Source organism: Verrucosispora sp. TAA-831, from assembly GCF_050780145.1.
Classification (GTDB): Bacteria; Actinomycetota; Actinomycetes; order Mycobacteriales; family Micromonosporaceae; genus Micromonospora.
This window is the reverse complement of the sequence record NZ_CP192240.1, coordinates 3,068,849-3,087,462: the sequence shown is the minus strand read 5'-3', so window position 1 is coordinate 3,087,462 and position 18,614 is coordinate 3,068,849. Positions and strand designations below refer to the sequence as shown.

The following is an 18,614-nucleotide window of genomic DNA, read 5'->3' as shown; positions in this document are numbered from 1 at the left end:
CCTCACCCGGGGGCGGGTGGGGCAGGGGTCCCGGAGGCTGCGGCGGACTCAGACCGCGAGCGCCTGGCGTACGGTCCGCTCGGCCGTGGCCCCGCCCTCGCCGGCCGAGGTGACCCGCCCCGACTCCAGCACGTGGTAGCGGTCGGCCACCCGCAGCGCGAAGCCGAGGTGCTGCTCGACCAGGAGCACACTGAACCCACGCTGCGCGATCAGCGCCACGATCCGCTCCTGGATCTCGGTCACCACCGACGGCTGGATGCCCTCGGTCGGCTCGTCCAGCATCAGCAGGCGGGGCCGGGTGATCAGGGCCCGGGCGATGGCCAACTGCTGGCGCTGACCGCCGGAGAGCAGCCCGGCCCGGCGGCGCAGCAACCCGCGCAGCGCGGGGAACAGGTCCAGCACCTCGGCGGTGGCCGCCGCGCCGTCCCGCCGACCGTCGGCGACCAGGCGCAGGTTCTCCGCCGCCGTCAGGTGCGGGAAGCACTGCTGGCCCTGCGGCACGTACGCGATGCCCCGCGCGACCCGCTCGTGCGGGGCCAGCCGGGTGATGTCCGTCCCGTCCAGCTCGACCCGACCGGCGCTGGGCCGCAGCAGCCCGGCGGCGACCCGCAACAGGGTCGACTTGCCGGCACCGTTGTGCCCGAGGACCGCCGCCACCCCGTCGTCGGGCACCTCGACGTCGACGCCGTGCAGCACCCGGCTGCGCCCGTAGCCGGCGTGCACGCCGCGCAGACTGAGCATCATGCCTCCGTAGCCGTCGGGGCCGCCCCGGCGTCGACCGGGTGACCGAGGTAGACCTCCTGCACGCGCGGGTCGGCCTGCACCTGCGCCACGGTGCCCTCGCTGAGCACCCGACCGGCGTGCAGCACGGTGACCGTCCGCGCGAACCGGCGCAGGAAGTCCATGTCGTGCTCGATCACCACCACCGTGCGGTCCCGGGCGACCTTCTCCAGCAGGCGGCCGGTGGCGTCGCGTTCCTCGTGGCTCATCCCGGCCACCGGTTCGTCGAGCAGCAGCAGCCGGGCGTCCTGGACGAGCAGCATGCCGATCTCCAGCCACTGCTTCTGCCCGTGCGCGAGGGTGCCGGCGAGCTGCGCGGCCCGGTCGGCCAGGCCGATCACATCGAGCGCCTCGGCCACCTCGTCGGGCACCCCGTGCCGACGGCGCAGCAACGTCGCCCAGCTCCGCCGCGCACCGGCCGCGATGTCGAGGTTCTGCACCACGGTCAGCTCCTCGAACACCGTCGAGGTCTGGAACGTCCGGCCGACACCGAGGCGACTGATCCGGTGCACCGGACGGCCGAGCAGTTCCCGGTCGCCGAAACGGACCGAGCCACCGGCCCGGACCAGCCCGGTGACGGCGTCGACCAGGGTGGTCTTGCCGGCGCCGTTGGGTCCGATGAGGAACCGGATGTCCCCGGGTGCGACGTCCAGGCTGACGCCGTCCACGGCGGTGAAGCCGTCGAAGCTGACCCGCAGGTCGCGTACGGTGAGCCCGTGCAGTTGCCCGGTCACGACGTCGCCTCCGCCTTCCGACGCCGCAGCCGGCCGAACCGGCCCGGGCGCCCGTCACCGTCGTCGCGGCGGCGGAGCAGGCCGACCAGCGACGCCAGGCCGCCGGGCAGGAAGGCCACCACCACCACGAACAACAGACCCTGCAGGTACGTCCAGGTGCCCGGGAACCGTTCCGACAGGGCGGTCCGGGCCCAGGCCACCGCGACCGCGCCGAGGACCGGCCCGAGCAGCGTGGCCCGGCCGCCGATCGCGACACCGATGACGAACTCGATGGACGGCACGATCCCGATCAGCGCCGGCGAGATGATGCCGACCGCGGGGACGAACAGCGCCCCGGCCAGCCCGGCCATCCCCGCCGCCACCACGTACGCGACCAGCTTGACGGTGGCCGGGTCGTAGCCGAGGAAGCGGACCCGTTCCTCACCGTCACGGACCGCGACGAGCAGTTCGCCGTAGCGGCTCTGCATCAGGTGCCGGGTCAGTGCCAGCAACACCAACAGGGTGCCGGCGATGATGAAGTAGACCATCCGCTGGTTGACCGGGTCGTCCAGGTCGTACCCGAAGAAGCCCTGGATGTCGGTGAGGCCGTTGGTGCCGCCGGTGGTGCCCTGCTGACCGATCAGCAGGATCACCATGGCGGCGGCGAGGGCCTGGCTGAGGATGGCGAAGTAGGCGCCCCGGACCCGGCGGCGGAACACCAGCGACCCGAGGACGAAGGCGACCGCCATCGGCAGCAGCACCGTGGCGGGCAGGGCGAACCACGGGCTGGCGAACGGGCGCCACCACAGCGGCAACTCGTCGAGCTGCCCGTACAGCATCATGAAGTCGGGCATGTTGCCCGGACCCGCGTCGGCGAGCTTGAGGTGCATGGCCATCGCGTAGCCGCCGAGGCCGAAGAAGACGCCCTGGCCGAGGGCGAGCATGCCGCCGCGTCCCCAGGCCAGGCCGATGCCGACCGCGACCATCGCCACGCAGAGGTACTTGGCCAGCAGGGACAGCCGGAAGTCGGAGAGCAGCAGCGGGGCGACGGCGAACAGCAGGGCCGCGCCGAACGCGAACCCGGCGGCGGCCCGGAACCGGTGCCGGGACGGACCGGCGGCGGGAGCGGCCGGCCCAGGCGCGGGTACGTCGGCGCTGACGGGGTCTGGGGCGACGGTGGTCATGCCAAACTCCTGGTACGCAGGGTGAACAGGCCCTGGGGTCGCCACTGGAGGAACGCGACGATGGCGACGAACACCATCACCTTGGCGACGCTGAGGGTGGTCAGGTACTCGCCGGAGGCTTGGAGCACGCCCAGCGCGAAGGCGACGATCACGGTGCCCTTGAGCTGGCCGATGCCGCCGACCACGACGACCAGGAAGGCGTCGATGATCAGGTTGGTGCCCATGGTGGGACCGATCGGGCCGAGCAGGGTGAGCGCGACCCCGGCGATGCCGGCCAGGCCGGACCCGAGGAAGAAGGTCGTCCGGTCCACCCGGGCGGTGGCGATGCCGGAGACGGCGGCCAGGTCGCGGTTCTGCACCACGGCGCGGATCCGCCGACCCAGCGGGGTGAGGCGCAACGCGAGCGTCAACGCGAGCACCGCGCCACCGGCCAGGGCCAGGATGAACAGCCGGTTGTTGGCGACGGTGATCCCGCCGGGCAGCGCGATGTTGCCGGTGAGCAGTTCCGGGGCGCGGGTCTGCACGTTGGGGCTGCCGAAGACGTCCCGGGCGAGCTGTTGCAGGATCAGCGAGACGCCCCAGGTGACCAGCAGCGTGTCCAGCGGCCGGGCGTAGAGACGCCGGATCAGCAGCATCTCCAGCAGGACGCCCATCGCGCCGGCCACCACGAAGGCGACCGGCAGCGCCACCAGCAGCGACCACCCGGCCGCGGTGATGACCTGTTGCAGGACGTAGGTGGTGTAGGCGCCGGCCATGATGAACTCGCCGTGGGCCATGTTGATCACGCCCATCTGGCCGAACGTGAGCGCCAGACCCAGCGCGATCAGCAGCAGCACCGCGCCGATGCTGACGCCGGTGAAGAGTTGACCGATCAGAACTGTCACGGTGGGTACTCCGAACTGCGGGTGGGGGTTCGGCCCGGGCGGGACTCCTCCCGCCCGGGCCGTGGGACCGGGACGTCGGTCAGCTCAGGCCGCCGGCCCAGGGGTAGCTCTTGAGGTACGGGTCCGGCGTGATCGGCTGGCCGGAGTTCCAGACCTCGGCGATCAGCCCGTCCGCACCGACCTTGCCGACCCGGGCCGTCTTGGCGATGTGCTGGGTCGCGCCGTCCACGGTGACCAGACCCTCCGGCGCCTCGAAGGTGATGCCGTCGGAGGCCTCCCGGACCTTCTCCACGTCGAAGGTGCCGGCCTTCTCCACCATCGCCTTCCACAGATAGACCGAGACGTACGCGGCCTCCATCGGGTCGCTGGTGGGCTTGTCCGCGCCGTACTTCGCCTTGTACGCGGCCACGAACTTCTCGTTCGCCGAGCCCGGCGTGGTCTGGTAGTAGTTCCAGGCGGTGAGCTGGCCCTCCAGGTACTGGGTGCCGATGCTCTTGACCTCCTCCTCGGCGATCGAGACGGAGACCACCGGCATGGCGGCGGCGGTCAGCCCGGCGGACTTGTACTCCTTGAAGAACGCCACGTTGCTGTCGCCGTTGAGGGTGTTGAACACGGCGTCCGCACCGGCGGACTTCACCTTGTTGGTGATGGTGCCGAACTCGGTGGACCCGAGCGGGGCGTAGTCCTCGCCCAGCACCGTCATTCCGTTGGCCTGGGCGTACGCCTTGATGATTTTGTTCGCGGTGCGCGGGAAGACGTAGTCGGAGCCGACCAGGTAGAGCGACTTGGCGCCCTGCGCCTTGAGATAGTCCAGGCCGGGAACGATCTGCTGGTTCGTGGTGGCGCCGGTGTAGAAGATGTACGGCGACTGTTCCAGTCCCTCGTACTGCACGGGGTAGAACAGCAACGCCTTGTTCTTCTCGAAGACCGGCTTGACGGCCTTGCGACTGGCCGAGGTCCAGCATCCGAAGACGGCGGCGACGCGGTCCTCACGGATCAGTTTCTCGGCCTTCTCGGCGAACGTCGGCCAGTCCGAGGCGCCGTCCTCGCCGACCGGCTGGATCTTCTTGCCGAGTACGCCACCGGCGCCGTTGATCTCTTCGATCGCCAGGGTGATCGCGTCGCGGACGGTCACCTCGCTGATCGCCATGGTGCCGGAGAGGGAGTTGAGCAGGCCCACCTTGACGGTGTCGCCGGAGACGTCGGCGCTGACGCCGGCGGAGGTGTTCCCATCGGTGGTCTTGCTGCCGCACGCGGCCAATGCGGCTGCGGCGACCAGGGTCATGGCACCCGCCAGGATGCGGCGGCCCCGGATCAGTGTCATCAATGCTCCCTGCTTCGCGCCTGGGCGTGGAGTCAGTGCCCGGGAACGAGCGTCGGTCCCGGGTCGAGAAGTGCGGATTCTGCGTGTGCGGTGCGGTCCGTGAAGCCGTGTCGCGCTGCCCGGCACGGCGGGTGGACGCCGGTCCGGGCACCGATTCGGATATCGGGCAGGGAAAGCTTCGATCCGCTTCGTTGCGCGAATGTTTCCCGATCCTCAATAGACTGTTTCCGCTGGCTGATGCTGTTCGCCCGAGCGGATGCAGAAAATGCCGGAGCCCCGCCGCGAGAATCGGCGGAATGGCACCGGCACACGAATATGGACCACGACGGCGGCAATTTACGATCACCGTCGGGTGGGTGGTCGTATCCGGCCCGCGAGCCAGATACTTCACGCAGGAAGTATCTTATGTGGCCGGCGCGCGATCCTGTCAAGCCACGGTCGGGTCACGCCGCCGATCGACCCCCGCCGCTCGCCGGGCCGCCCACGGGTAGCCGCCTCACAGTTCGGCGAGGACGGTGAAGTCCAGGCCGTCGGCCTCGGCCAGATAGATGCGCTGGCGTACGTGCCGACGACGCAACCGCAGTTCGCCCCGCGGCCCGTCGTACGACACCACGTCGGCGGACGCCTCCACCGCCCGTACGTCCAGCGTGCCGGCCTTGGCGATGAGGGCGGACAGCAGCATCACGCCCTCGTAACAGGACTCACCGAGGCTGCCCAGCGGTGGCGCCTCCAACCCGAAGCGGCGGGCGAACTGACCGTGGAAGTCGAGGTTCTCCGGCGTCACCAGCCCGGCGAAGAAGCCGGCCGTGCTGAACAGCCCGCGCGTGCTCGTCGCACCACTGGCCAGCAGCATGTTCTCGTCCATCAGCGTGCTCAACCGCAGGCAGCGCTGGTCCAACCGGGACCGCGCGAAGGCCCGGTTGAACCGGACCGCGTCGGCTCCGACCAGCAGCATCAGCACCGCGTCGGCGTCACTGCGCTCGATGCGCCGCAGCACCTCGACGTAGTCGTGCGTCTCCAGTGGCAGGAAGTGGTGCCCGACCACCCGACCACCACTGCGCACCGCGTACCGGTAGGCGGCCCGGGTGGTCCGGCGCGGCCAGACGTAGTCGTTGCCCACCACGAACCAGCGCCGGACCCCGAGGTCGGCGGCGAGCACCCGCATCGCCGGCCACAGTTGCGCGTCCGGCGTCTCGCTGGTCAGGAAGACCCCCTCGGTGCGCTCCCCGCCCTCGTACAGCGCGGTGTAGACGTACGGCACCCGGTGCGCGATGCGCGGCGCCACCGCCTGCCGTACCGAGGAGATGTGCCAGCCGGTGACGCCCTGCACGGCTCCGGTCGACACCAACGCCTCGACTTCGGCGGCGACCTCGGCCGGTGGCGCGCCGCCGTCGACCGGCACCAGCCGCAGTTCGCGGCCGAGCACCCCGCCGCGCTGGTTGACCTCCTCCACCGCGAGCTGGGCGCACTGCTCGCAACTCGGGCCGAACATGCCGGCCGGACCCCGCATCGGGTACACCAGCGCGATGCTGACCACGCCCCGGTCGACGGTGAGCCAGGACGCCCCGGCGGCGAGCCTCTCCCCCGCCTGCGGGCGCCCGTACCCCGGTGCCGGCGCGGACATGAACACATCGTGGCCGCAGCCGAGGATGATGACCAGACCTCCCCAGCAGACGGGACGTCTCGGTACGATGACTCGGCAACCGCCAGGCGGGAGTGCCATGTCAGACCTTCCCGGCTCCGCAGCCGACCTGCTACCCCTGCTCACCCGCGCCGAGCGGCTGCTCGCCCGCCGGGTCGGCGGGGTGCTCTCCGTCGAGTCACTCACCATCGAGGCGTGGCGGGTGCTCTGCCTGCTCGCCGACGGTCGGGGGCACCCGATGAGCGAGGTCGCCGCCGAGGCGTCCCTGCCGCCGGGCACCCTGACCAAGCTGGTCGACCAACTCGTGGACCGCAACCTCGTGTTCCGGCGGGTCGACCCGTTCGACCGGCGGCGCATCCGGGCGTACCTGACCGACCGGGGGCGGCGCGAGCACGAGCGGGTCGCCGCGCGGATCCACACCGACCTGTCCGGGCTGAGCGCCTCGGGCGACGCAGACCTGGCCGGGCACCTCGACGACCTGATCGGACGGCTGGAGCCGGAGCGCCGTCCGGCCCCGACCCGGGTCTGACGCCGGGACCGACCAGCGGCGAGTCACCGTCGCCGGCCGGCCATGGTGCCGGTTGACGTCGGTCAGCCGCCGTTGACCGGGCGGAACCGGTGGACGGAGTGGCGGGCCCGTGCCGCGTCGTTGGTGACCGGCCCGACGGCGTCGAACATCACCCGGCCCAGGGTCGCGTGGGCGCGTACCGCCGGGTGGGTGCCGCCGTAGTTGTCCAGGTCGCCGAGGGAGTCGGCGAAGAAGGCGTAGGTCAGCGTCGGTGCGCCGGTCGCGTCGAACATGATGCCGGCCTCGTGCCGGGCTGCGCCGCTCTCGTCGAAGTCCGCACCGTACTTGGTGGCCACCCGGCTGCGCTCCGCCGAGGACATGTCGCGGCGGATCCCGTCGTGGTAGCCGTTCACCCAGCGCAGGATGCCGAGCAGGAAGTCGCTCGACCGGGTCGAGAGCAGGGTCTTGTCGGCCAGCCGCCAGAGCAGGTCGTGCGTCTCGCGCGGGGTGGTCACGCCGAGGAAGAAGCGGTTCGGGTTGGCCACCGGCTCGACCCGGGTGTGCGTGAAGCCCTTGGCCGCGAGGATCTCGTTGATCTCCAGCGCCGGCACCACCCGACCGCACATCCGCACCGACGTGTTGTCGGAGACGAGCAGCATCGCGGTGAGGAAGTTCGCCACGGTGATCTCGTCACCCCAGACGGTGTGCAGGAAGTAGATGCCGCTGCCGCCGAGGATGATGTCGCCGGTCAGGTCGAGGCGCTGGCCGAGCGACAGCTCACCCCGGTCGATCTTGTCCATCACCGCCACCGCGACCGCCAGCTTCTGCACGCTGTACCCGTGCGTCACCCGGTCGGCGTCGTCGGCCACCACGGTCCGCAGCGCACCGGAGCCGTCCACCATCGCCACGTGCGAGTGCCACACGCCGCCCGCCCGCGCCTTCTGCTGCCGATAGGCACGCCCGATCAGCGCCTGTGCTCCACCGGGGCCGGACGCGTCTCCGACCGGCGCACTCGGCGCGGCGACGGCACCGGCCGGTGTCGCCACCAGGGCCGCCGCGGCGGCCCCGATCCCGATCGCGGCCCGTCGACTCATCTGCTCGGCCATTGCCACTCCTCTCGTCCGGCGTGCCACCGGCGGGATTGCCGGCACCGGACACACCCTGCCATACCCACCCATCTATCGCTGGCCGTCACTCCGAAGTGGACCTCGCCCGCCTCGCTACGCACAGACCTTGGTACGGGAGCGCCCCGGTAGCGGCCGTCTCGTACCGAGGTCTTCGGGACGGCCTCACCCGACTCGGGCAATCCGGTCGTCGGCCGGGAACGCCGTCGCCGTTGGGCTGAGGTACGTCCGCAGGGTGTGCGCGTCCGGGGCGGTGGCGGTCCAGAGGGTGGCCGGACCGCCGGCCAGCGGTAGCCGGGCGACCGGGCCCCGGACCGCCGGAGGCTCGGCCGGTGCGGTCGGGTCGACCACGAGCAGCGAGCCGGTGGCGGGAGCGTCGCCGAGCACCGCCGGGCCGGACCAGCCGGGTGCGTCCGGCCCGACCGCCAACGACTGTCGCAGCAACGGTCGACCGCCGAGGTCGACCCGGGTGACGACCTCGGCGTTGCCGGGTGCCTCCCGATACCGGCCGCAGATCAGTTCGTCCCGCCAGTGCAGGGTGCCGCCCTCGGCCACGTCCACCTGCGCGTCGGCCACGTGCGCACAGCCTGCCGCCGCGACGAGTTGCTCGGGCAGCCAGCGCAGCGTGGCGTCGGCGGCGACGGTCGCCCGGACCAGCATCCGGGAGACCGCGCCGGGGCGGCCGGGCAGGGCGATCGAGGCCGCCACGGTCCGGACGTCGACCACCGCGCCGGGAGCCACCTCGACGTCCAGCCGCAGGTCGTCGCCGGCGAGCGGACCGGCCGCACCGCCGACGACGTACACCGTGACGCCACCGCCCGACGCCGGCACCTGGCGCAGCAGCAGAGGGCTCTCCCCGCGCAGCTCCGCCAGCACGGTGCGGCCGTGCCGGTCGGCGCGGGCCACCAGCCGGGCGGCGGCCCGCATCAGGACCGCCCGGCGGGTACCGGGTGGCCGGTGTGCGCGGACGCGGCCCGATGGTGGGCCAGTTCGTGCCGGATCCACGCGGCGACCCGGGTGGCCAGGGGGTCCTCGGTGATGGACTGGAACACCGTGGGCAGGTCGCCCCGACGGGCCCGCGCGTCGCGGTCCATCACCGACAGGTCGGCACCGACCATCGGGGCCAGGTCGGTCTTGTTGATCACCAGCAGGTCGGCGGCGGTCACCCCGGGGCCGCCCTTACGCGGCACCTTGTCCCCGCCGGCCACGTCGACCACGAAGATCTGCCGGTCGACCAGCCCTCGGCTGAAGGTGGCGGTGAGGTTGTCCCCGCCGCTCTCCACGAGCACCAGGTCCAGCGGGCCGAGCGCCTCGGCCAACTCGTCTACCGCGTCCAGGTTGGCGCCGATGTCGTCGCGGATGGCGGTGTGCGGGCAGCAGCCGGTCTCCACGGCCCGGATCCGGTCCGGGTCGAGCACCCCGGCCCGCTTGAGGAAGTCGGCGTCCTCGGTGGTGTAGATGTCGTTGGTCACCACCGCCAGCCGCAACTCGTCGGCGAAGGCCCGGCACAGCGCGGCGACCAGCGCCGTCTTGCCGGAGCCGACCGGCCCGCCGATGCCGACCCGCAACGCCCGCGACGCGGCGGGCAGCGGGGCGTGCGGGTCGACACCGGGCTCCGGGTGGGTGTGGGGAACGGACTCGTCGTGATCGGTCTCAGGACGCAAAGAGACGCACCTCCCAGGTGGCGTGAACTTCGGCATGGATGTCGGCGAGCGGAGCGGCGGCGGCCGGCAACCGCTCCGGTGGTTCCTCGGCGGCCCGCGCCGCCCGCGCCGCGGTGGCATCGCAGGCGACCGCGAGCCGCACCAGCAGGGCCTGCACCCGATAGGGATCGAGGCCGAGCAGACGTACGGCGGCGCTTGCCGAACCGGTCACCGTCGCGTGCGCGGCGACCGTGGCGACCTGCGCCGGGTCCAGACCGGCGGCGGCACCGACCAGCCCCAGCACCAGCGGCTGGTGCGGGCCGGGCGGCACGGTGGGCAGATCGTCGAAGGTGTCGTCGGGCCAGATCTCGCGCCCGGCCCGCAGCAGTGCCCGGCCCTGTCGTCGGGACACCGCCCGCTGGGCCGGTGACACGGTCCGGGCGTCCAGTTCGGCGTCGAGCCGCACCAGCAGGTCCCGGCGTCCGGCCGACCGGGCGGCCCGACGGGACGCCGCCGCGAACGCCGCCGCGACCAGCCCGGCGGTGGCGAGCCGCCCGCGCAGGTACTCCCCCAGCGTGGCCAGGTCGGTCACCCGCCCGGCCGCGACGGCCGCCTCCAGACCCGACGAATGGGCGTGCGCCCCGGCCGGGAACCGCCCGTCGGCGAGCAGCAACAGCATGGTCGACGCGGTCATCAGAACAGGAAGTAGCGCTGGGCCATCGGCAACTCGGTCACCGGGTCGGGTTCGACCACCTCGCCGTCGATCCGCACGGTGAAGGTGTCCGGGTCCACCTCGATGCGCGGCAGCGCACCGTTCTCCGGCAGGTCGGTCTTGCCGCGCGACCGCACGTCGGCGACCGGCACCACCCGGCGACGCACGTCCAGGCGCAACCCGGCGTCGAGCGCGGCGGGTGCCACGAACGCCAGGCTGGTGGCGGCGGCTGCGACGCCGTACGCGCCGAACATGGGTCGGGGCAGCATCGGCTGCGGCGTCGGGATCGAGGCGTTCGCGTCCCCCATCTGGGCGTACGCGATGAAGCCGCCCTTGATCACCAGGTGCGGCCGGACGCCGAAGAACGCCGGCTCCCAGAGCACCAGATCGGCGAGCTTGCCCGACTCGACCGAGCCGATCTCGTGGTCGAGCCCGTTGGCCATGGCCGCGCAGATGGTGTACTTCGCCACGTACCGCCGGGCCCGGTGGTTGTCGGCGGCACCGTCACCGGCCAACGCCCCCACCCGCGCCTTCATCACGTGCGCGCTCTGCCAGGTCCGCAGCACGACCTCGCCGACCCGGCCCATCGCCTGCGAGTCCGAGCCGATGATGGAGATCGCGCCGAGGTCGTGCAGCAGGTCCTCGGCGGCCATCGTGGACGGTCGGATCCGGCTCTCCGCGAACGCCAGGTCCTCCGGCACCGCCGGGTTCAGATGGTGGCAGACCATCAGCATGTCGAGGTGCTCGGCCAGCGTGTTGCGGGTGTACGGGCGGGTCGGGTTGGTCGACGACGGCAGTACGTTCGGTTCCCCGGCGACGGTGATGATGTCCGGCGCGTGTCCGCCCCCGGCCCCCTCGGTGTGGTACGAGTGGATCGCCCGACCGCCGATCGCCCGCAGGGTGTCCGCGACGAACCCGGCCTCGTTGAGGGTGTCGGTGTGGATGGAGACCTGCACGCCCGAGGCGTCCGCGACCCGCAGGCACGCGTCGATCGCCGCCGGGGTGGTGCCCCAGTCCTCGTGCAGCTTGAAACCGCCCGCACCGGCCCGCAACTGCTCCCAGAGCGCCTCGGTGGAGACCGTGTTGCCCTTTCCGAGCAGCAGGACGTTGACCGGGAACGCGTCCAGGGCCTCGTGCATCCGGGCCAGGTGCCAGGCGTTCGGTGTGACGGTGGTGGCGCGGGTGCCCTCGGCCGGTCCGGTGCCACCACCGACCAGGGTGGTGACCCCACCGGCCAGCGCCTCAGTGACGACCTGCGGGCAGATGAGGTGCACGTGGGTGTCGACCGCCCCGGCGGTGAGGATCCGACCGTTGCCGGCGATCACCTCGGTCGCCGGGCCGATCACCAGATCCGGATGGACACCGTCCATGGTGTCCGGGTTGCCCGCCCGACCCAGCGCCACGATCCGCCCGTCGCGGATCCCCACGTCGGCCTTGACCACGCCCCAGTGGTCGAGGACCACCGCGCCGGTGACGACGGTGTCCAGCGCGCCCTCGGCCCGGGTGGCCCGGGACTGGCCCATCGACTCGCGGATCACCTTGCCGCCGCCGAAGACCGCCTCGTCACCGCCGGCACAGTGGTCGTGCTCGACCTCGATCAGCAGGTTCGTGTCGGCCAACCGGATCCGGTCACCGGTGCTCGGCCCGTAGAGCGCGACGTAGCGCTCCCGCTCCACCATGCTCATGCCGTCCCTCCGCTCCGCTGCGCGCCGCCGTGAGACACCGCCGTCGGGGTCGGGTCCAGTGAGCCGGCGCACTCGCCGCGCAGGCCGGGGACGATCCGCGCGCCGCTCAGCGGCACCAGATCCACGGTGCGGCTCACGCCCGGTTCGAAACGCACGGACGTCCCGGCCGGTACGGCCAGACGCTGCCCCCAGGCGGCGGCCCGGTCGAAGTCCAGGGCCGGGTTGGCCTCGGCGAAGTGGTAGTGCGACCCGACCTGCACCGGCCGGTCGCCGGTGTTCACCACGAGCAGCGTGGTCACCGGACGACCGGCGTTGATCTCCACCGGCCCGGCGGCCGGCAGGATCTCCCCGGGGATCACGGGATCGGGTGGTGCACCGTCACCAGCTTGGTGCCGTCCGGGAACGTCGCCTCCACCTGCACCTCCCTCAGCAACTCGGGGATGCCGTCCTGCACGTCGTCCCGGGTCAGCACGGTGCGGCCGGAGGCCATCAGGTCGACCACGGACGCCCCGTCGCGCGCGCCTTCGAGGAGGAAGGCGGTGAGCACCGCGACGGCTTCCGGGTAGTTGAGACGCAGGCCGCGTTCGCGGCGGCGCCGGGCGACGTCCGCCGCCACGTGGACGAGCAGGCGGTCCTGCTCGTGCGGGGTGAGATACACGGGGTGCTCCCGGTGGGTGTCCGCGCCCCCGGACACCGTCGGCCCGGCGCCTCGACGCGCCGACCGCCGGTCGGGGTTCGCCCGCCGGTCCGACCGCCACGTGCGCGGGCCCCGGGGTTTCCACCTCCCCGGTCCGCGTGGCGGACCACCGGCGGTGTCGGGTCGGATGCGGACCGCACCGCCCACCGCTGAGCAGACCGTAAGGGATCACGCGGGCGGCGGGCAACACCCCGCGTGAGGGTCGTCATAACGGGTGGACGCTGCCCCGTCACCGGCTGCTAGCCTCGGCGACAGGTCAAGAGCGCCAGCGTCAAGCCCCGGCTCGCTGGCCGGCAACCCTCGTCCGCGCAGGGGTGCCCCGGGTGAGGACCAGGCATCGGAGCGACCTCCGGTGCAAGCGTGGCCTGGTGTCCCAGGTCATCACGACCTTGAGGAGAACCATGCCTTACCGCTGTCGACCGGTGGCCTGCCGGGATCTGACCCGGCGTCGGCACGTCGACATGATGCGGGTGTGCAGCGCCGCGTGTAGCTGACCTGCGTCGCTACCCGGCCGCCGACCTGCCCGGTCGGACGACCAGCCCCGTTCCGTTTTCCCACCCCTCACGGTCCGTCCCACGGCGGACCGTCGGCGTGGCACGTGCGTGCCCGCCGCCGTTCATCCAGGAGACACCTGTGCGCTTCCTTCCCGCCCTGACCCGGGCCGTCGCCGTCGGCGTCACCGCCGTGCTCGCCGCCACCGCCCTCACCGCGTGCGGCTCGGACGGCGAGACCGCCGACAACCCGTACAACCTGCTCCAGCCGGGGGTGCTGCGGGCCGGCACGCTCACCGACGCGCCGCCGAACGTCTATCTCAAGGACGGCCAGTTCACCGGGTTCGACAACGACCTGCTGGTCGCCGCCGCCGACAAGCTCGGCCTGCGGGTGGAGTTCGTCGGCACCGACTTCTCCGGCCTGCTGGCCCAGGTCAACAACCGTAAGTTCGACGTCGGCAGCTCCTCGATCACGATCACCGAGGCGCGGAAGAAGACGGTCGACTTCGGCAACGGCTACGACTTCGGGTACTTCGGGCTCGACGTGCCCGCCGGATCGACGCTGACCGGCTTCGACGAGCTGTCCGGCAAGCGGGTGGTGGTCGTGCAGGGCACCGTCCAGGACGACTACGCCACCGGGCGCGGCCTCGACCCGGTGCGGGTGCCGGACTACAACGGCGCGATCAACCAGCTCAAGGCCGGCACCGCGGACGCCTGGATCGCCCCGGCCGAGATCGGCGAGAAGACCGCCGCCGACAGCGGCGGCAAGATCAAGGTCGCGGCGAAGGAGCTCAGCCCGGCACCCACCGCATACGCGGTCGCCAAGGGCAACGACCCGCTGCGCGAGGCGCTCAACCGGGCCCTGGACGAGGTCATCGCCGACGGCACCTGGACCCGACTCCAGGAGCAGTACTACCCGGGGCGGCCGATCCCGGCCGACTTCACCCCGGGCAGCGGCGACGTGTCGGCACCGGCCGCCTCCTGAGGTAGGACGACGAGCGAGTAGGGCGGAGGTCGACCGTGGATCCGTTGCGCACCCTGTGGGAGACGTTCTTCGACTGGGAGTCGATGCGCGAGGCGCTGCCCGAGATGATCACCGTCGGGTTGCCGAACACGCTGATCCTGGCGGTCACCGCCGCCCTGCTCGGCTCGGCCATGGGCATCGTGCTGGCCGTCGCGGGCATCTCGCGTACCCGCTGGTTGCGGTGGCCCGCCCGGGTCTACACCGACGTGTTCCGTGGCCTGCCGGCGGCGGCGACGATCCTGCTGATCGGGGTCGGCCTGGCGCCGTTGGGCATGCAGGTGTGGGGGCCGAACCCGTACCCGCTGGGGATCCTGGCGCTGTCGCTGATCGCGGCGGCGTACATCGGGGAGATCTTCCGCTCCGGCATCCAGTCCGTGGAGGCGACCCAGGTGGAGGCCGCCCGCGCGCTCGGTTTCTCCTGGTGGGAGGCGATGCGGGTGGTGGTGATCCCGCAGGGTGTCCGGCGGGTCCTACCGGCCTGGGTGAACCAGCTCATCGCACTGATCAAGGACTCCAGCCTGGTCTACTTCCTCGGTCTGCTGGCCAGCCAGCGGGAGCTGTTCCGGATCGGGCAGGACTACGCGGCCAACACCGGCAACCAGTCGGCGTTGCTGCTGGCCGGGCTCTTCTATCTGACGCTTACCGTGCCGCTGACGCACGTCGTCAACTGGATCGATCGGCGGCTGCGGCACGGCCGACCGGCGACCGGACCGGCCGGTGACGATCCCGACGACCTCGACCTGGCGCTGCCCGGCGCCGCCGGAGGCAACCAACGATGAGCACCTCGGTCAGCCTGAGCCTGCGCGACGTGCACCTGGCCTTCGGCCGTCACCAGGTGCTGCGCGGGGTGGACCTGGACGTCGCGCGCGGCGCGACCGCCTGCGTGATCGGCCCGTCCGGGTCCGGCAAGTCGACGCTGCTGCGGACCGTCAACCGGCTGCTCGAACCGGACCGGGGCGACGTGCTGCTGGACGGGCGCAGTGTGCTGCGCGACGACCCGGACGCCCTGCGGCAACGGGTCGGCATGGTGTTCCAGCAGTTCAACCTGTTCCCGCACATGAGCGTGCTGCGCAACATCACCGTCGCGTTGCGGCGCATCCGCAAGCTCGGCGAGGACGAGGCGGTGGCGGTGGCCCGTACCCACCTGGACCGGGTGGGGCTGGCCGCGAAGGCCGACGCCCGCCCGGCGCACCTGTCCGGCGGGCAGCAGCAGCGGGTGGCCATCGCCCGGGCGCTGGCCATGCAGCCGCAGGTGATGCTCTTCGACGAGGCCACCTCGGCGCTGGACCCGGAGCTGGTCAAGGGCGTGCTGGCGTTGATGGCGGACCTCTCCTCGCAGGGCATGACCATGGTGGTGGTGACCCACGAGATGGGTTTCGCGCGCGAGGTCGCCGACACCGTCGCGTTCATGGACGCCGGGGTGGTGCTGGAGGCCGGCGAGCCGACCGCGATCTTCGAGTCGGCCGAGCACCCGCGCCTGCGCCGGTTCCTTTCGCAGGTGCTGTAGCGCGGGGCGGCGGCGGTGAAAGGAGGGGACCCCTGCTATGCACGAGGCGTTAGCAGGGGTCCCCTCCTTTCACCTCAGGTCGGAGTATCGCGCCGCCGGAACGCGCCCACTCCGAACGCCAGCAGCACGGCCGCCACGGCGGTGAGCACCACCAGGGGCAGCACCCTGAGGTCGGCGGCGGGCACCGACGGCACGTGGGTGAAGGGCGACAGGTTCAGCGCCGCCTGCGGCAACTCCAGCACCGCGCCCAACTGCCCGAGCAGCAGGAAGGCGATCAGCACCGCCCAGCTCGACGCCACCGACCAGCGGGGTACCGCACCGAACAGGGCGGTCACCACCCCGACGAGCACCAGCAGTGCGGGCAGCCGCAGCAGCGCCGCGCCGCCCAGCTCGACCGTCCAGCCGATCGGGTCACCGGCCGCCAGGCCGTACCCGAGCCCGGTGGTGAGACCGGCCAGCAGCACCAGCAGCACCGCGCCGAGCACGGCGGCACCCACCTGGATCCCGAGCCACCGGGTCCGGCTCACCGCCGTGGCCAGCAGCGCCTCCAGGATGCCGTCGGATTCGTCGTTGCGCGTCCGCAGCAGGGCCTGCACGGCGTACGCGCCGATGGTCAACGCGTACAGGCCGAGGATCGCCGCCAGGTACGCGTCGACGAGTTCCGCCCCGCCGCCGAGCTGGGCGATCGCCTCGGCCGCTGCCGGGTTCTCGGCGATCATCGCGTCGACCTCGTGACCGGCCACCCCCATGGAGAGGCCGAGCACCACCACCGCCACCGCCCAGCCGGCCAGTGCACCCCGCTGCAACCGCCAGGTCAGGCCGACCGGCCCGAGCAGCCCCGCGCCCGCTCGGGCCGGTCCACGCCGCGCGGCGAGCAGCCCCGCACCCACGTCCCGACGTTCGGCCAGCAGGTAGGCGAGTGCGACCCCGGCGACCAGCAGCGCCACCGGCAGGGCGAGGATCCACGGTCGTTCGGCACCGAAGGCGCGTACCTGGGTGCCCCAGCCCAGCGGCGAGAGCCAGGTCGGCCAGGCGCTGTCCAGCCGGGTGCCGTCGGCGCTGCGCTCGCCGAGCACGTCACCGGCGGCACGCAGCAGGAACGCGACGCCCACGGTGGCCGCGGCGAGCGCGTTCGCGCGCCGGGAACTCACCGAGACCTGCGCGGTGACGGCCGCGACGCCGGTGAAGGCGACCCCGACCCCGCCGATCGCCGCGGCGGCGGTCACCGAACCGGCGACCGGCAGTCCGGCGCCGACGAAGGCCAGGGCGAGCAGCGCGGCGGAGGCCAGGTTCGCGGCGACCACCACCAGCAGGGCGGCGGTGAGCAGGGCGTACCGGCCGACGACGGTGGCGCCGAGCAGTTCGGCACGCCCGGTCTCCTCGTTCTGCCGGGTGTGCCGGATCACCGCGAACGTGCTCAGCAGCGCGGCGAGCAGGGTGAGGGTGAGGTACGTCTCGGCGACCACCACCGCACCGAGGTCGGTGCTCGCGATCGGACCGTTGAAGGCGCGGGCGACCACACTGGACAGGGCGGTCTCGGCGTACCCGAGGCGGGTCTGCTCGTCGGGGTAGAGCCCGGCGACGCTCTCGGCCAGGCCGTAGCCGATCAGCGGGGTGCCGAGGACCCAGACGGCCAGGCGGGTCCGGTCGCGCCGCAGCGCGAGGCGGGCGAGTCGCCCGGTGCCGGTGAAGGCGCTCATCGGGCACCTCCGGCGGTGGTCTGCCGCGCGGCGTCGCCGGTCTGCCCCGAGGCGTCGGTGGTCCGCCCTGCGGCGTCGCCGGTCTGCCGCCCGGCGTCGGCGCTGTCGCCGTAGTGCCGCAGGAACAGCTCCTCCAGCGTGGGCGGCGTGCTGGTCAGGGCGCGGACCTCGAACCGGACCAGGTGGCCGAGGAGGGTGTCCAGGTGCGCCGGTTCGACCTCCAGCTTGACCCGGCCGTCGACCGGCCGGACCTCGTGCACGCCGGGCAGCTCCGCCAGCCCGGTCAGCGGCCGTGCGGTCTCGACGGTCACCGTGGTACGCGCCAGGTGGCGCAACTCGGCGAGGCTGCCGGACTCCACGGTACGTCCGTCCCGGATGATGCTGACCCGGTCGCAGAGCGCCTCCACCTCGGCGAGCACGTGGCTGGAGAGCAGCACGCTCGCCCCCGCCCCGGTGAGCGTGCGCACCTCCTCCTGGAACACCGCCTCCATCAGCGGATCCAGTCCGGACGTGGGTTCGTCCAGGACGTACAGCTCCACGGCGGAGGCGAAGGCCGCGACGATGGCGACCTTCTGCCGGTTGCCCTTGGAATAGGTGCGGCACTTCTTCGTCGGGTCCAACTCGAAGCGTCGTACCAGCTCGTCGCGGCGGCGTCGGTCCAGACCGCCACGCAACGCGCCGAAGAGGTCGATCGCCTCGCCGCCGGTCAGGTTGGGCCAGAGGTTGACGTCACCGGGTACGTACGCCAACCGCCGGTGCAGCGCGACCGCGTCCCGCCACGGGTCGCCGTCGAGGACCCGTACCTGCCCGGAGTCACGGCGCAGCAGGCCGAGCACGATCCGGATGGTGGTGGACTTGCCCGCGCCGTTGGGCCCCAGGAAGCCGTGCACCTCCCCCGGTTCCACCGTCAGGTCGAGCCCGTCGAGGGCACGTACACCGCCGAAGGTCTTGACGAGGTTCTCGATCGAGATCACGGACATGGGTGCCTCCTGTCGC

The 18,614-nt window shown here is 72.4% G+C and carries 19 protein-coding genes and 1 riboswitch; of the genes, 4 read left to right on the top strand and 15 right to left on the bottom strand.

Annotated features, from left to right (window positions below):
* Positions 1 to 48: 48 nt before the first annotated feature.
* From urtE to ACQVFL_RS13915, 6 genes are all read right to left on the bottom strand, one after another.
* Complete coding sequence (urtE, locus tag ACQVFL_RS13940) at positions 49 to 744, bottom strand: urea ABC transporter ATP-binding subunit UrtE (RefSeq protein WP_431729547.1); 696 nt, start codon at positions 742 to 744, stop codon at positions 49 to 51.
* Positions 741 to 1,514, bottom strand: a complete 774-nt coding sequence (gene urtD, locus ACQVFL_RS13935; protein ID WP_396693576.1) for an urea ABC transporter ATP-binding protein UrtD — start codon at positions 1,512 to 1,514, stop codon at positions 741 to 743. Before urtD ends, urtE begins: the two co-directional genes overlap by 4 nt.
* Complete coding sequence (urtC, locus tag ACQVFL_RS13930) at positions 1,511 to 2,677, bottom strand: urea ABC transporter permease subunit UrtC (protein WP_396693578.1); 1,167 nt, start codon at positions 2,675 to 2,677, stop codon at positions 1,511 to 1,513. Before urtC ends, urtD begins: the two co-directional genes overlap by 4 nt.
* Positions 2,674 to 3,561 carry an urea ABC transporter permease subunit UrtB gene (gene urtB / locus ACQVFL_RS13925; RefSeq protein WP_396693580.1) on the bottom strand — a complete coding sequence of 296 codons (888 nt, stop codon included), beginning with the start codon at positions 3,559 to 3,561 and terminating at the stop codon, positions 2,674 to 2,676. The genes urtC and urtB overlap by 4 nt, the downstream gene beginning before the upstream one ends.
* 79 nt (positions 3,562 to 3,640) lie before the next feature.
* Entirely contained in the window at positions 3,641 to 4,885 is a 1,245-nt protein-coding gene (gene urtA, locus ACQVFL_RS13920) for an urea ABC transporter substrate-binding protein (RefSeq protein ID WP_431729546.1), read from the bottom strand.
* 496 nt (positions 4,886 to 5,381) lie between these two features.
* Entirely contained in the window at positions 5,382 to 6,509 is a 1,128-nt protein-coding gene (locus ACQVFL_RS13915; RefSeq protein WP_396693584.1) for a substrate-binding domain-containing protein, read from the bottom strand.
* 97 nt (positions 6,510 to 6,606) lie between these two features.
* On the opposite strand from ACQVFL_RS13915, the gene ACQVFL_RS13910 reads away from it, so the two are divergent.
* Positions 6,607 to 7,056 carry a MarR family winged helix-turn-helix transcriptional regulator gene (locus ACQVFL_RS13910; protein ID WP_396693586.1) on the top strand — a complete coding sequence of 150 codons (450 nt, stop codon included), beginning with the start codon at positions 6,607 to 6,609 and terminating at the stop codon, positions 7,054 to 7,056.
* 62 nt (positions 7,057 to 7,118) lie between these two features.
* Here the strand turns inward: ACQVFL_RS13910 and ACQVFL_RS13905 are convergent, their stop codons facing one another.
* The 7 genes from ACQVFL_RS13905 to ACQVFL_RS13875 all read right to left on the bottom strand — a co-directional run bounded on the left by ACQVFL_RS13905 (position 7,119) and on the right by ACQVFL_RS13875 (position 12,857).
* Complete coding sequence (locus tag ACQVFL_RS13905) at positions 7,119 to 8,141, bottom strand: serine hydrolase (RefSeq protein ID WP_431729545.1); 1,023 nt, start codon at positions 8,139 to 8,141, stop codon at positions 7,119 to 7,121.
* 183 nt (positions 8,142 to 8,324) lie between these two features.
* Positions 8,325 to 9,086, bottom strand: coding sequence for an urease accessory protein UreD (locus ACQVFL_RS13900; protein ID WP_396693589.1), 762 nt, complete (start codon positions 9,084 to 9,086; stop codon positions 8,325 to 8,327).
* Complete coding sequence (gene ureG / locus ACQVFL_RS13895) at positions 9,086 to 9,823, bottom strand: urease accessory protein UreG (protein WP_396693591.1); 738 nt, start codon at positions 9,821 to 9,823, stop codon at positions 9,086 to 9,088. The genes ACQVFL_RS13900 and ureG overlap by 1 nt, the downstream gene beginning before the upstream one ends.
* Entirely contained in the window at positions 9,813 to 10,496 is a 684-nt protein-coding gene (locus ACQVFL_RS13890) for an urease accessory protein UreF (protein ID WP_396693593.1), read from the bottom strand. Before ACQVFL_RS13890 ends, ureG begins: the two co-directional genes overlap by 11 nt.
* Positions 10,496 to 12,199, bottom strand: a complete 1,704-nt coding sequence (locus ACQVFL_RS13885) for an urease subunit alpha (protein WP_396693595.1) — start codon at positions 12,197 to 12,199, stop codon at positions 10,496 to 10,498. The genes ACQVFL_RS13890 and ACQVFL_RS13885 overlap by 1 nt, the downstream gene beginning before the upstream one ends.
* Complete coding sequence (locus ACQVFL_RS13880) at positions 12,196 to 12,558, bottom strand: urease subunit beta (protein ID WP_396693597.1); 363 nt, start codon at positions 12,556 to 12,558, stop codon at positions 12,196 to 12,198. The genes ACQVFL_RS13885 and ACQVFL_RS13880 overlap by 4 nt, the downstream gene beginning before the upstream one ends.
* Positions 12,555 to 12,857 (bottom strand): urease subunit gamma, encoded by a 303-nt coding sequence (locus ACQVFL_RS13875; RefSeq protein ID WP_396693598.1) that lies wholly within the window; start codon positions 12,855 to 12,857, stop codon positions 12,555 to 12,557. The genes ACQVFL_RS13880 and ACQVFL_RS13875 overlap by 4 nt, the downstream gene beginning before the upstream one ends.
* Positions 12,858 to 13,150: 293 nt before the next feature.
* Positions 13,151 to 13,263, top strand: a riboswitch (SAM riboswitch).
* Positions 13,264 to 13,529: 266 nt separating this feature from the next.
* Here ACQVFL_RS13875 and ACQVFL_RS13870 point away from each other — a divergent pair.
* From ACQVFL_RS13870 to ACQVFL_RS13860, 3 genes are read left to right on the top strand one after another with little or no spacing between them, the layout of a single operon-like run.
* Positions 13,530 to 14,372, top strand: coding sequence for an ABC transporter substrate-binding protein (locus ACQVFL_RS13870; RefSeq protein ID WP_396693600.1), 843 nt, complete (start codon positions 13,530 to 13,532; stop codon positions 14,370 to 14,372).
* A 35-nt stretch (positions 14,373 to 14,407) separates the two neighbouring features.
* Positions 14,408 to 15,190 carry an amino acid ABC transporter permease gene (locus ACQVFL_RS13865; protein ID WP_396693602.1) on the top strand — a complete coding sequence of 261 codons (783 nt, stop codon included), beginning with the start codon at positions 14,408 to 14,410 and terminating at the stop codon, positions 15,188 to 15,190.
* The gene (locus ACQVFL_RS13860) at positions 15,187 to 15,918 is read left to right on the top strand and encodes an amino acid ABC transporter ATP-binding protein (protein WP_396693604.1); all 732 of its coding nucleotides are present in this window, start codon (positions 15,187 to 15,189) and stop codon (positions 15,916 to 15,918) included. The genes ACQVFL_RS13865 and ACQVFL_RS13860 overlap by 4 nt, the downstream gene beginning before the upstream one ends.
* A 74-nt stretch (positions 15,919 to 15,992) precedes the next feature.
* On the opposite strand, the gene ACQVFL_RS13855 is transcribed toward ACQVFL_RS13860, so the two are convergent.
* Positions 15,993 to 17,618, bottom strand: coding sequence for an ABC transporter permease (locus ACQVFL_RS13855; RefSeq protein ID WP_431729544.1), 1,626 nt, complete (start codon positions 17,616 to 17,618; stop codon positions 15,993 to 15,995).
* Positions 17,615 to 18,598, bottom strand: a complete 984-nt coding sequence (locus ACQVFL_RS13850; protein ID WP_431729543.1) for an ABC transporter ATP-binding protein — start codon at positions 18,596 to 18,598, stop codon at positions 17,615 to 17,617. Before ACQVFL_RS13850 ends, ACQVFL_RS13855 begins: the two co-directional genes overlap by 4 nt.
* Positions 18,599 to 18,614: the final 16 nt, after the last annotated feature.